General features: G+C 72.8%; 10 protein-coding genes. 3 read left to right on the top strand and 7 right to left on the bottom strand.

What is annotated here, in order from left to right; all coding sequences use genetic code 11:
- Positions 1-2: 2 nt before the first annotated feature.
- Positions 3-968: a Dyp-type peroxidase gene (locus tag ACFZB3_RS41360; protein WP_391386500.1), complete on the bottom strand. Its 966-nt coding sequence runs from the start codon at positions 966-968 to the stop codon at positions 3-5.
- Positions 969-1,274: 306 nt separating this feature from the next.
- Here ACFZB3_RS41360 and ACFZB3_RS41355 point away from each other — a divergent pair, with 306 nt between their 5' ends.
- Positions 1,275-2,600: an MFS transporter gene (locus tag ACFZB3_RS41355; protein ID WP_391386497.1), complete on the top strand. Its 1,326-nt coding sequence runs from the start codon at positions 1,275-1,277 to the stop codon at positions 2,598-2,600.
- Between the two features lie 87 nt (positions 2,601-2,687).
- A complete protein-coding gene (locus ACFZB3_RS41350; protein ID WP_391386494.1) occupies positions 2,688-3,278 on the top strand; it encodes a TetR family transcriptional regulator in 591 nt (196 codons plus the stop codon).
- Between the two features lie 96 nt (positions 3,279-3,374).
- Here the strand turns inward: ACFZB3_RS41350 and ACFZB3_RS41345 are convergent, their stop codons facing one another.
- The 4 genes from ACFZB3_RS41345 to fmt all read right to left on the bottom strand — a co-directional run bounded on the left by ACFZB3_RS41345 (position 3,375) and on the right by fmt (position 7,766).
- Positions 3,375-4,418 (bottom strand): sugar-binding domain-containing protein, encoded by a 1,044-nt coding sequence (locus tag ACFZB3_RS41345; RefSeq protein ID WP_391386492.1) that lies wholly within the window; start codon positions 4,416-4,418, stop codon positions 3,375-3,377.
- Positions 4,419-4,496: 78 nt separating this feature from the next.
- Positions 4,497-5,183 (bottom strand): ribulose-phosphate 3-epimerase, encoded by a 687-nt coding sequence (gene rpe / locus ACFZB3_RS41340; RefSeq protein ID WP_391386489.1) that lies wholly within the window; start codon positions 5,181-5,183, stop codon positions 4,497-4,499.
- A gap of 148 nt (positions 5,184-5,331) precedes the next feature.
- Positions 5,332-6,750, bottom strand: coding sequence for a transcription antitermination factor NusB (locus ACFZB3_RS41335; RefSeq protein WP_391386486.1), 1,419 nt, complete (start codon positions 6,748-6,750; stop codon positions 5,332-5,334).
- A gap of 83 nt (positions 6,751-6,833) precedes the next feature.
- Entirely contained in the window at positions 6,834-7,766 is a 933-nt protein-coding gene (gene fmt, locus ACFZB3_RS41330) for a methionyl-tRNA formyltransferase (protein WP_391386483.1), read from the bottom strand.
- A gap of 555 nt (positions 7,767-8,321) precedes the next feature.
- Here fmt and ACFZB3_RS41325 point away from each other — a divergent pair.
- Positions 8,322-8,870 carry a hypothetical protein gene (locus ACFZB3_RS41325; RefSeq protein WP_391386480.1) on the top strand — a complete coding sequence of 183 codons (549 nt, stop codon included), beginning with the start codon at positions 8,322-8,324 and terminating at the stop codon, positions 8,868-8,870.
- Positions 8,871-8,984: 114 nt separating this feature from the next.
- On the opposite strand, the gene ACFZB3_RS41320 is transcribed toward ACFZB3_RS41325, so the two are convergent.
- Entirely contained in the window at positions 8,985-11,150 is a 2,166-nt protein-coding gene (locus tag ACFZB3_RS41320; RefSeq protein WP_391386477.1) for a primosomal protein N', read from the bottom strand.
- A gap of 383 nt (positions 11,151-11,533) precedes the next feature.
- Complete coding sequence (gene metK / locus ACFZB3_RS41315; protein ID WP_391386474.1) at positions 11,534-12,742, bottom strand: methionine adenosyltransferase; 1,209 nt, start codon at positions 12,740-12,742, stop codon at positions 11,534-11,536.
- Between the last annotated feature and the right edge of the window lie 15 nt (positions 12,743-12,757).

The following is a 12,757-nucleotide window of genomic DNA, read 5'->3' as shown; positions in this document are numbered from 1 at the left end:
CCTCACCGTCCTTTCTCGCCGGCTCCGGGGAGCGCGGGCAGGTCGTCCAGGAAGTCGTCGGACGGCACGAAGAAGAGCGTGCCGGTGACCGCGGTGGAGAAGTCGAGGATCCGGTCGTGGGTGGCGTCCTCGGTGCCGAGGAACATGTTGCCCAGCATCTGCTCGATGACGTCCGGCGTCCGGGCGTAGCCGATGAAGTAGGTGCCGAACTCGCCCCCGCCGGGGCTGCCGAAGGGCATGTTGTCCCGCAGGATCTGCCGTTCCGCGCCGTCCGGTCCGGTGATCGTGTTCAGGTCCACGTGGGAGGCCGGCTCCTCCAGTTCGAGGTTGGTGGCCTTGGTACGGCCGATGATCCGCTCCTGCGTCTCGACGGGCAGCGCGTTCCACGCGTCGAGGTCGTGCAGGTACTTCTGTACGACCACGTAGCTGCCGCCGGCGTGGCCGGGGTCCTCGGCGCCGATCAGGACGGCCCTGCGGGCGGCGGCGCCGACCGGGTTCTCGGTGCCGTCGACGAAGCCCAGCAGGTCGCGGGCGTCGAGGTACTTGAAGCCCGGTACCTCGTCCTCGACGGTCACCGCGTCGCGCAGCCGGTGCATGATCTCGGCGGCGAGCCCGAAGCACAGGTCGAACCGGGTGGCCCTGATGTGGAAGAGCAGGTCGCCGGGGGTGGCGACCGCGGTGTGCCGGGGTCCTTCCAGCGGCCGGAAGGGATGCAGGTCCGCGGGGCGGGCGTGGTCGAACAGGCGGTCCCAGGCGGCGGAGCCGACCCCCGCCACACAGCTCAGCGCGCCGTCCGGCGACCCGAACCCGAAGCTTCGCTGCAGCGCGCGGACATCGCCCAGCACCTCCCGTGCCGCCTCCTCGCCGCCTGGGCGGACGGTGAGCACCAGGAAGATCGCGGCGGTGGTCAACGGCCCGAGCACCGGCTGTGGTTCGGCTCCCGGCACGGACTGGGGTTCAGTGGTCAACGCGTCCTCCCGATGCGATCGGCACACGGCCTGTCGTACACATACTCGGGGTTGACGGCGCCCACTCGGTGAAGACGCTCCATGCAACCGCGTTGAGATGATCGGATCACAGCACGGGGGCCGGCCGTCACGGCATCACATGAACGGGTGAGGACAGCGGCTCCGCAAAAATTTCCGAGAAACCTTCGCAGGACGGAATAGACAGACCTGTCTAAGAGGTTGATCAGGCCAGATAGACAGACTGGTCTACTCAATGCACTCTCCGAACCGGCGCTCTTCGGCCCCCGTCCCCGCGAAGGATCTCCGATGAACCACCTCGCACAGCACGAGCGAACCGAGCCAACCGAGCGCACCCGGCGCGCGACGGCAGCGCGCAGGCCGATCCCGCCGCGCGCGGCGTTCTACGTGCTCGCCTCCGTCGTCGTCTCCTTCCTGGCCGCCTCCAGCGCACCCACCCCGCTCTACGCGACCTACCAGGCCGAATGGGGATTCACCCCGATCACCACGACGATCGTCTTCGGCGTCTACGCGATCGCGGTCCTCTCCGGCCTGCTGGTCCTCGGCAAGCTGTCCGACCACGTCGGCCGCCGCCCGGTGCTGATCACCGCGATCGCCGCACAGGCCGCCGCGATGCTGCTCTTCTCCTCCGCCGGGGGCGTCGGCGAACTGCTCGCCGCCCGCGTGGTGCAGGGCCTGTCCACCGGCGCCGCGCTCGGCGCGGTCGGGGCCGCGATGATGGACATCAACCGTTCCCGCGGCACCATGGCGAACGCCTTCGCCCCCGGCCTCGGCACCGCCACGGGCTCGCTGGCCAGCGGTTTCGTCGTGCAGTACCTGCCCGCCCCCACCCACGCCATCTACCTCGGCCTGCTGGTCGTGTTCGCCGCCCAGGCCGTCGCCATCGCCCTGATCGACGAGACCGTGACCAGGGTGCCGGGCGCGCTGGCCAGCCTGGTGCCCGAGATCAAGCTGCCGCGCACGGTCCGGGGCGCGGTCCTCGCCGCGGCACCCGTCATCTTCGCCGTGTGGGCCCTCGCCGGGTTCTACGGCTCCCTCGGCCCCGCCCTGGTCCGCACCCTGGTCGGCTCCACCTCCGCCGTCTGGGGCGGCCTCGGCCTCTTCGTCCTCGCGTTCGTCGCGGCCGCCTCGGTCCTCGCGCTGCGCAAGGCGCAGTCCACGACCGTGATGTACACCGGCATCGGCGCGCTCGTCGCCGGGGTCGCCCTGACCCTGGTCGCCGTGGACCTGAGCGCCCCGGCGCTGTTCTTCGCCGGCACGGCCGTCGCCGGCCTCGGTTTCGGCAGCGGTTTCCAGGGCGGCATCCGCACCGTGCTGCCGCTCGCCAAGCCCCACGAGAGCTCGGGCGTGCTGTCCCTGCTGTTCGTGGTCTCCTACCTCGGCATGGGCGTCCCCTCGGTCGCCGCCGGCGCGCTGGTCGTGCACGGGGGCGGGCTGGTGCCGACCTCCGAGGAGTACGGCGCGGTGGTCATCGCCCTGGCGCTGCTGGCCCTGGCCGCCCTGCTGCTGCGCGGCAAGGCGCAGATCGCGCCGGGAGTGAAGGTGGCGTCCGGCGGCCCGCAGCCGGTACCGGTCCGGGCCGAGCAGCCCGAGGGCGTCACGCAGGCACGATGACCGACCGGACCGGTCCGATCCACCATGGGTAGACCGGTCTGGTCAGCAATAGACTCGAAATCCGGAAGCGTCGGGAAGGTGAGTGGCATGACGAAGACGTTGCCCGCTGCCAAGGCCCCCACCGCCAGGGAGCGTCTGCTCTCGGCGGCGAACGAACTGTTCTACGCGGAGGGCGTGCAGACGGTCGGGATCGACCGGATCATCGAGCGCGCCGGGGTCGCCAAGGCCTCGCTGTACAACACCTTCGGCGGCAAGGAACAGCTCATCCGCGCCTACCTCGACTCCCGGCACACCAGGCTGACCGAGCGGTTGCGGCGCGCCGTCGACGCCGCCGGCAGCCCGCGGGACCGGCTGCTGGCCGTCTTCGACGCGCAGACCGAACTCTTCGCCGAGCAGGACTACCACGGGTGCGCGTTCATGGCGGCCAGCGCGGAGGCCAAGCACGGCAGCACCATCGAGGAGGCCTCCGACATCTCCCGCGCCTGGATCCGGGCCCTGTTCACCGACCTCGCCCGGGACGCCGGCGCCCCGGATCCCGAGGCGCTCGGCCGCCGCCTGCACCTGCTCTACGACGGGGCCGTGGCGTCCGCGCGGATGGACCGCGACCCGTCGGTGGGTGCCGTCGCCCGGGAGACAGCGACCATCGTGATCGACGCGGCACTGCCGACCGGGGCCTGAAAGCCCCCGCCGGCCCGAAAGCCCCCGCTGCGGGGGCCGCTCGTCCGCCGCGGCAGCGTTGTCACTCCGGCTGCCGCGGCGCTGCCATGGTCCCGGTCAGGGACCGTCCGGGTCCGCGCGGTTCAGCGCGGGCTTGGGAGTGCTGCCCGCCGTCATCAGGTAGTCGGCGGCCGAGGTGTCGGTGACGAGACTGGTGACCAGCCCCGACCGCAGCACCGCGTCGATCGCGGCCGCCTTGCGCTGTCCGCCCGCGATCGCGACGACCTCCGGGATACGGCGCAACTGGTCGGCCTTGACCGTGATGCAGCGCTCCCCCAGGTCGCGTCCGACCCGGCGGCCCTCGGCGTCGAAGAGGTGCGCGGCCATCTCGGCGGCGACGCCCAGCGTGGCGTAGTGCGCGCGTTCCTCGTCGCTGAGCATGTCGTGCACCGTGGAGATGCCGGGCTCCCAGGAGCCGATCGAGACGCAGGCGACCGTGACCTTGTCGAAGTACTCGAAGGCCCGGGCGATCCCGGTCTGGTTGCGCAGCGCAGCCGCGGTGGCCGCGTCCGGCAGCAGCATCGGCGCGTAGATGGGGTGCGCGTCGCCGCCCGACACCTGCGCGGCGCGCCGGACGGCCTCGACCGAGCCGCGCTCGGAGGTCCCGGCGTCGTACACCCCGGTCAGCTGCACCACCGTGCACGGCGGCAGCCGGTCGAGCGCCGCCGCCATGTGGATGGTGGACCGGCCCCAGGCGAGGCCGAGCACATCCCCCTCATTGACGAGCTCGCCGAGCAGGTCCGCGGCCACCTCGCCGAGGTTCTCGGGGTCGGGGGTCTCCTCCGCCTCGGCCGGGGACTCGACCACGACGGCATGCCGCAGACCGTACCGGGCACGGAGCGCGTCCGAGCGCTCGGCGTCCAGTTCGGCCGGTACGCGGATCTCGATGCGTACGAGATCCCTTTCGAGGGCAGTCTCCAGTACCCGGGCCACTTTGAAGCGGCTGACGCCGAACTCCTCAGCGATCTGGATCTTGGACTTGCCTTCGAGATAGAAGCGGCGGGCCATGGCCGCCGCCTGCACCAGCTCTGCGGGTCCCATCCGCATGGCTGACCGGCCCGCCGACATACCCGACACGGCCATCTCCTCACTGCTGTTCACACTCTGGATACGCCGTTCATCCTTGCAGATCCGGCGCAGTTGATCAGCCCTGATCGGAGCCGTTCACGTTCCCGTACCTCAGTGGTCGCACGCCCAGGACGCGGCGGCCGTCGCCGTCTCCGCCTGGGTGCGTAGTGCACGTACCGCCGCTGCCGGGTCGTTTGCCCCGTACACCGCCGAACCTGCCACAAAAACGTCGGCTCCGGCATCCGCGCACCGCTCGATCGTCGACGCGGAAACTCCACCGTCGACCTGGAGCCACAGCTCCAGTCCGTGCTTGCTGATCAACTCCCGGGTGCGGCGGATCTTCGGCAGCATGATGTCGAGGAACGACTGGCCGCCGAAACCCGGCTCCACCGTCATGATCAGCAGCATGTCCAGCTCGGGAAGCAGGTCCTCGTAGGGCTCGACGGGCGTGGCGGGCTTGAGCGCCATGGAGGCACGCGCGCCCTTCGCCCGGATCTCCCGCGCGAGCCGCACGGGCGCGGCGGCCGCCTCCACGTGGAAGGTGACGGAGGAAGCACCCGCTTCGACGTACTGCGGCGCCCACCGATCAGGGGCCTCGATCATCAGGTGGCAGTCCAGCGGGGTGTCCGTAGCACGGGCCAGGGACTCTACGACCGGCACACCGAGCGTGAGGTTCGGGACGAAGTGGTTGTCCATGACGTCGACGTGGAGCCAGTCGGCGCCTTCGACCGCCTTCGCCTCGTCCGCGAGGCGGGCGAAGTCGGCGGACAGGATGCTGGGGTTGATCTGCACGGCCATGCCCCAAGCGTGCCATGCCCTGACGGGGTGGGCCGAATGGGGTTCGGGGGTGGGTCGGCTTGTGGGTGCGGTGCGGGTGGGTGGGGGTTGCTCGCGCAGTTCCCCGCGCCCCTTACGGGGCGCTGAGGGTCCCCCCGGCCGAAGCATCTCAGCCGGTCCGCCGGATCAACGCCAGATACATCGCGTCCGTGCCGTGCACATGCGGCCACAGCTGCACATCCGGCCCCTCCCCCAGCTCCGGCACCCCTGGCAGCAGCGGGCGCGCGTCCAGCAGCTCGGTGTCCGGGCGCTGCTTGAGCACGTCCTGGACCACCGCCCGGGTCTCCGCCAGATGCGGCGAGCACGTGGCGTACCCGACCACCCCGCCCACCCGCACCGAGTCGATCGCGGTACGCAGCAGCGCACGCTGCAGCGGACCGAAGTTGTCGAGGTCCTCGGGGCGGCGCCGCCACCGTGCCTCCGGGCGCCGGCGCAGCGCGCCCAGGCCCGTGCAGGGGACGTCCATCAGCACCCGGTCGAAGGTGCCGGCGCGCCACGGCGGCCGGGTCCCGTCCGCCGCGATGACCTGGTACGGCCCGGGGTTGCCGTGCAGGGCCTTCTCCACCAGCCCGGCCCGGTGCGGCTGCTTCTCGGAGGCGAGCAGCACGGCCCCCCGCTCGGCGGCGAGCGCGGCGAGCAGCGCGGCCTTGCCGCCGGGTCCGGCACAGCCGTCGAGCCACTTCGCGTCCGGCCCCTCGACCGGCGCGTTGGCGAGCGCGAGGGCGACCAGCTGGCTGCCCTCGTCCTGCACACCGGCCCGGCCCTCCTGTACGGCCGTGATGGCGCCGGGCTCCCCGCCCTCGGTGAGCCGCACGGCGTACGGCGACCAGCGCCCCTGTTCGGCGGCCTCCTCCCCGAGGAGTTCCTCGGTGGTGGCCCGTCCGGGCCGGGCGACCAGCGTCACCTCGGGCCGCTCGTTGTCGGCGGCCAGCAGCTCCTCGATCCCCGCGCGTCCGCCCCCCAGCGAATCCCAGAGCGCGGAGACGACCCACCGCGGATGCGAGTGCACCACGGCCAGATGGTCCTCGGGGTCCTCGTCGTAGGACGGCGCGACCCGCGCGATCCAGCCGTCGAGATCGTCCTGCGCGACCTTGCGGAGCACGGCGTTGACGAACTTGGCCCGCCCGTCGCCCAGCACCACCCGGGCCAGCTCGACGGAGGCGGAGACGGCGGCGTGGCTGGGAATCCGTGTCCCGAGCAGCTGATGGACGCCCAGACTGAGCACGTCCAGCACCGGCGGGTCCACCTCGCGCAACGGCCGGTCGACGCACTCGGCGATGATCGCGTCGTACGTCCCCTGCCGGCGCAGCGTCCCGTAGACCAGCTCGGTCGCGAGCGCGGCGTCCCGCCCGTCGAAGTCGCCTTTCTCCCGGGCCTTGCGCAGCAGCGGCGGCAGCACGAGGTTGGCGTACGCGTCCCGCTCGTCCACGGCGCGCAGCGCCTCGAAGGCGAGGATGCGGACGGGGTCCCGCTGGGGACGGCGGTAGGGCTTGGCGGGCCTGCGCGGCCGCCGGGACTGCTCGCTCACGAAAAAGGTGCTCCGGGTATGGGAATGAGGCGACTCCCAGCGTACGCCGCGTACGCCGGAAAGCCGCTGGTGGGGAAGGCGGCTCAGGCGCCGAGGGTCTCCCCGGCGCCGATGCGCACGCCACGCGCCCAGTCGGCGGCCCGCATCGGCTTCTTGCCCTGGGCCTGTACCCAGAGCAGTTCCACGGCGTACGACCCCGTCCCGACGTGCACGCTGTTCTTGCCCACGGCGATCTCGGCGGGGGCGAGGTCGGTCCGCTCGGGAACCGGCGTGACCTGGATGAGCTTGAGCCGCTCGCCGCGGAACGTGGTCCAGGCACCGGGGGCCGGAGTGCACCCCCGCACCACCCGGTCGACCCTCAGCGCCGGCGTCGACCACTCCACCTTCGCGTCCTCGACGGTGATCTTCGGCGCGAGGGTGATGCCGTCCGCCGGCTGCGGTACGGCCTTGAGCGTGCCGTCCTCGATACCGTCCATGGTCGCGGCGAGCAGCCCGGCGCCGGCGAAGGCGAGCCGGGTCAGGAGGTCGCCGCTGGTGTCGGTGGGCCGGATCTCCTCGGTCACGGTCCCGTAGACGGGCCCGGAATCGAGCCCCTCCTCGATGAGGAAGGTGGAGGCGCCCGTGATCTCGTCGCCCGCCATGATGGAGTGCTGCACGGGAGCCGCACCGCGCCAGGCGGGAAGCAGCGAGAAGTGCAGGTTGACCCACCCGTGGAGCGGCACGTCCAGCGCGACCCGCGGCAGCAGCGCGCCGTACGCGACCACCGGACAGCAGTCCGGCTCGATCTCCCTCAGCCGCTCCAGGAACTCCGGCTCACGCGGCTTGAGCGGCCTCAGCACCTCGATCCCGGCCTCCATCGCCCGCTCGGCCACAGGCGAAGCGACCAGCCTGCGGCCCCGCCCGGCCGGCGCATCGGGCCGCGTGACCACGGCGGCCACCTCGTGCCGTCCGGACGAGATCAGAGCGTCCAGAGCGGGAACGGCGACTTCGGGGGTACCGGCGAAGACAAGCTTCATGGGCGACTGAGACCCTCTCGAACGGCATCAACACGGGCAACAAACAAGTCTATGCCGCACCGATCACCCACCGCCCACAGCCCACGACCCCGAACCCCACCAACCACGCACCACAAGCCCCGCCCCCCCCAACGGCGAACCACGAACGACCGACCGGCGATGGGCGACGGGCAACAGGCCAAGACCAACAGCCGTGGGCCGACGGGCCATGGGCCACGACTGACAGGCGACAGGCGAGGAACAACCACCGGACGAAGCCGCAAGCCGTGCGCCGCACATCACAAACCGAGAACCGCGAACCGTGAGCCCCTGACGGTGCGCCGCCGACGGTGAGTACCCCCGCAGGTCGCTCAACCTCTCTGCCGACTGGGACGGGTGGTGCGCGGGTGGGAGAACTCCCCCGGTCGTGCATCCCCGCCGCACGGCGTACGCATATGCCCATACGCCCCCACACCGTGACCAGCGGAGCGCCCACGCGTTGGTCAAGAGAGAGTTGACCACAACGGGCCGCATACGCGGCCCATTCCTTTCAACGCCGGTTCGAGAGGCTTGTTCATGGCCGACCACGCAACCCACGACGCCCAGGCCCGGGCCAGCCTGCACTTGTTGGTGCGGGACATCGAGCGGGTCCGCCGCCAGGTGGACGCACTACGCACGCTCACCGCCCAGTTGGGCAACGTCTACCGCCCGCGCCGCTCCGGCCCGTCCACGGGCTTCGTCGTCTACGGACGTGCCCCCGCCCCGACGGTCCGCCTCGCCCAGGAACTCCGGGACAGTGTCGAGACCCTGGTCACGGCCGCCGTGGACTTCGACCGCTCACTCGGCTTCTCGTGGGACGCGGTGGGCTCCGCGCTCGGAGTCACCAAGCAGGCGGTGCACCGCCGTTACGGCGCCCGCCGCGCCGCGGCCCAGACAGGGGCCACGGCCGATCCCGACCGGTCCACGGAAGCGTCGGGCACCCGCACGATCAACGTGGGCGGCGGCCTGCCCACCGTTCCCACGGTCCCGGCCGCCCGCTCCATGCCGACCCAGCCGACCGCGGGCAGCCCCACCCTCCGCGACGAGGTCAGGCCGACAGCCTTCCCCGGCCCGCGCAACGGCTGACGCACGCTGCGCCCCACGCACGCAGCGGCCGACCGACACCACGGCTGGCCTCAGGGCCGACCCGCCCGCTCCCGCCCTCCCGGCAAGCATCCGGGAGGGCAGCCGTCTGTCGGCTCACCCGATGTCCGGCGGATCGATCCGCACCCGAACCGCCTCCCCGCTCCCGGCACCGCTCCCGCTCCCCCGCGCCATCCGCGCCGCCTGAGCCGACTTCAGCGCGGCGGCAAGCACCGCCCCGCTCCCCGGCGGCACCCGTACCAGCGCCCGCTCCCAGTGCTCCCCCGGCGGCGGCGCACCCGCCCGCCGAGGCGCCCCGGCCCGCGCCACGGGCACCGGTACCGGCCCCAGCACCTCGGCATCCGGCGGCAGTTCGGCCGTACCGAGGAACTCGGCGACCGCCTCCGCCGTCCCCGACACCGCCGCCATCCGCGACACCGGCGGAAACCCCAGCTCCGCCCGCTCGGCCAGCTCCCGTACCGCGTGCCCGACGGGATCCCACCGCACCAGCGCCTGCACGGGCCGCAGCGTCGGCTCCGCGACGACGACCACGGTCCCCCCGTCCGCCTGCGGCCGCACCAGCGCCCCGGCCGCGATCCACCGGCGCAGCGCGTCCTCACCGGCCCGCAGGTCGGGCCGCCCGAGCATCGCCCAGCCGTCCAGCAGCAGGGCCGCCGCGTAGCCGCCCTCGGCGACCGGCTCCGCACCCGGGGTGCTCACGACCAGGGCGGGCGTCCCCGGCACGGTGTCCAGCACCTGCTCGCGCCCCGACGTCCTCACGGGTACGGCGGGAAAGGCCCGCCCCAGCTCCTCGGCGGTCCGCCGCGCCCCGACCACCTGGGCACGCAGCCGGAAGCCGCCGCACTCGGGGCAGTGCCAGTCGCTCTCCGCGCGCCCGCACCACCCGCACCCCAGCGCCCCGGCGGCCCGCGCCTCCAACGGACCGGCGCAGTGCCGGCAGCGCGCCGGCGCCCGGCACTGGGCACAGGCCATCCGCGGCACATACCCCCGCCGGGGCACCTGCACCAGCACCGGCCCGTGCCGCAGCCCGTCCCGGACGGCCTGCCAGGCGAGCGTCGGCAGCCGCGCGGCCCGTGCGGCCTCGTCCCGGGCCAGGTCCCCGTCCCCGACGGTCCGCACCAGCGGTGCGGCCCCCCGCACCTGTTCCCTCCCCGCCACCAGGGGCCGCGCCCAGCCGTTCTCCACGAGCTGCGCGGCCTCCACCGTGCAGCTCCAACTCCCGAGCAGAAACCCGCACTTGTCCAGCGCCGCCCGGAGGAGCAGCACATCCCGCGCATGCGGCTGCGGCGCGTGCTGCTCGCTGTGGCTGTCGTCCCCGTCGTCCCAGATCGCCACGAGCCCGAGATCCCGCACGGGCGCGAACATGGCCGCCCGTGTCCCCACGACGGCCCGCACCGACCCGCGGCTGACGGCGAGCCACTGCGCGTACCGCTTCTCGGGCCCGGCGTCGGCCGTGAGCAGCGCATGCCGCCCCTCGCCCAGCACACCGGTCAGCGCGGCGTCGACCCGCGCGGCGGCCCGGCCGTCCGGTACGACGACGAGCGCGCCGCGTCCCGAGGCGAGCGTGGCGGCGACGGCCCGGGCGATCTCCTCGCTCCACCCGGGCCCCGGCAGGGCGTTCCACACCGCGCGCGGCACGCCGCCCGAGGCCAGCGACTCGATGAAGGCGGACCCGTGCTCGTACCGTGTCCAGGATCCGGCGCCCGGCACCGGTGGGGGCGGCAGCGGCTCGGGGGACGGCCGCTTCTCGGCCCGTGCGCTGCGCGGTGGCACGGCCAGCTGCAGCACGTCCGCGAGGCTGCCCGCGTACCGGTCGGCGACCGCCCGTGCGAGCCGCAGCAGTTCCTCGCCCAGCACCGGCTCCGGCGACACCACCTGGGCCAGCGCGGCCAGCGGCCCCGAGTAGTCGGACTCGGGGAGCCGCTCGACCAGGAACCCGTCGATGAGTCCGCCGCCCTCGCGGCGCCCGTCCCGCACCCGGTGCCGCCCGGCCCCGAACCGGACCCGGACCCGGACCCCCGGCTGCGCCTCGGCGTCGAGTTCGGCGGGGACGGCGTAGTCGAAGTAGCGGTCGAGGTGGAGCACGCCCTTGTCCACGAGCACGCGTGCGACCGGCAACCGCTCCGCCAGCTCGGCTCCCCGCCAGGTCCGCGGTTTGGCCCGCGGCGCCTTGGCCCCCCGCACGCTCTCCCGGATGAGCGCGAGCTGCTCCGGCGGCGCCCCTCCGGCGCCTCCGTCCCCCTGCACGTTCTCGCTGCTCACCCTTGCATTCTTACCAAACGCCACTGACAACCGGCGCCGCCCGAGTGCACTCCGGCCGTGGGGCGCCGTACGGCGTTCTGCCGCCCTGGGCCGTGACCCGGCCTGACGGTACAGGTCGGCCGAGGTCAGTCCGGCGACGGTCGAGGCACACCGGCTTCATCCCGCGCCATGGGCACACTCCCCGGAGGGAACCGCGGCCGTCGCACCGGGAGGGTCTCGGCGTACCGATCACCGGGTCGCGGCGACCAGCCGCGGCGACCGGCCGAATTCCGGGACCCCGGGACGCGACAGGCGGGACGCGACGGGTTCCCCGGTCTCCCCGGACGTGCCGAGGCCCGGCTCCCCTGCGGGGAAACCGGGCCTGGGCAGCGGATCTCAGGGGGTTACAGGCCGACGGCCGCGCGCAGGGCGTCGACGCGGTCCGTGCGCTCCCAGGTGAAGTCGGGGAGCTCGCGGCCGAAGTGGCCGTACGCGGCGGTCTGCGCGTAGATCGGGCGGAGCAGGTCGAGGTCACGGATGATCGCGGCCGGACGCAGGTCGAAGACCTCGTCGATGGCCTTCTCGATCTTCTCGTGGTCGACCTTGGCCGTGCCGAAGGTCTCGACGAAGAGACCGACGGGCTCGGCCTTGCCGATCGCGTAGGCGACCTGGACCTCGCAGCGGGCGGCCAGGCCGGCGGCGACGACGTTCTTGGCGACCCAGCGCATGGCGTAGGCGGCCGAGCGGTCGACCTTGGACGGGTCCTTGCCGGAGAAGGCGCCGCCACCGTGGCGGGCCATGCCGCCGTAGGTGTCGATGATGATCTTGCGGCCGGTCAGGCCGGCGTCGCCCATCGGGCCGCCGATCTCGAAACGGCCGGTCGGGTTGACCAGCAGACGGTAGTTCTCGGTGTCGAGCTTGATGCCGTCGTCCAGCAGCGCCTTCAGCTCCGGCTCCACGACGAACTCGCGGATGTCGGGGGCGAGCAGCGACTCCAGGTCGATGTCGGAGGCGTGCTGGCTGGAGACCACGACCGTGTCGAGGCGGACGGCCTTGTCGCCGTCGTACTCGATGGTGACCTGCGTCTTGCCGTCGGGGCGCAGGTAGGGGATGGTGCCGTTCTTGCGGACCTCGGAGAGGCGCTTGGAGAGGCGGTGCGCCAGGAAGATCGGGAGCGGCATCAGCGTCGGCGTCTCGTCCGTCGCGTAGCCGAACATCAGGCCCTGGTCGCCGGCGCCCTGCTTGTCGAGCTCGTCCTCGTCGCCCTCGACGCGGTTCTCGTACGCCGTGTCCACGCCCTGGGCGATGTCCGGGGACTGCGCGCCGATCGAGACCGAGACGCCGCAGGAGGCGCCGTCGAAGCCCTTCTTCGAGGAGTCGTAGCCGATCTCCAGGATCTTGTTGCGGACCAGCGTCGCGATGTCCGCGTACGTCTTGGTCGTGACCTCGCCGGCCACGTGCACCAGGCCGGTGGTGATCAGCGTCTCGACGGCGACCCGGGAGGTCGGGTCCTCGCGCAGCAGCGCGTCGAGAATGGTGTCGCTGATCTGGTCAGCGATCTTGTCGGGGTGACCCTCGGTCACGGACTCCGAGGTGAACAGGCGACGGGACACAACGCTCCCTGGGGT

The sequence above is a fragment of the Streptomyces sp. NPDC008092 genome, from assembly GCF_042957285.1.
Taxonomy (GTDB): Bacteria; Actinomycetota; Actinomycetes; order Streptomycetales; family Streptomycetaceae; genus Streptomyces.
This window is presented reverse-complemented; position numbering and strand designations above follow the sequence as displayed.

What these genes read in the sequence shown, in the direction of transcription:
- ACFZB3_RS41355 (WP_391386497.1), top strand. Translation starts at nt 1,275, where the DNA reads ATGAACCACCTCGCACAGCACGAGCGAACCGAGCCAACCGAGCGCACC.
- ACFZB3_RS41325 (WP_391386480.1), top strand. Translation starts at nt 8,322, where the DNA reads ATGGCCGACCACGCAACCCACGACGCCCAGGCCCGGGCCAGCCTGCAC.
- fmt (WP_391386483.1), bottom strand. Translation starts at nt 7,766, where the DNA reads ATGAAGCTTGTCTTCGCCGGTACCCCCGAAGTCGCCGTTCCCGCTCTG.
- rpe (WP_391386489.1), bottom strand. Translation starts at nt 5,183, where the DNA reads ATGGCCGTGCAGATCAACCCCAGCATCCTGTCCGCCGACTTCGCCCGC.
- ACFZB3_RS41350 (WP_391386494.1), top strand. Translation starts at nt 2,688, where the DNA reads ATGACGAAGACGTTGCCCGCTGCCAAGGCCCCCACCGCCAGGGAGCGT.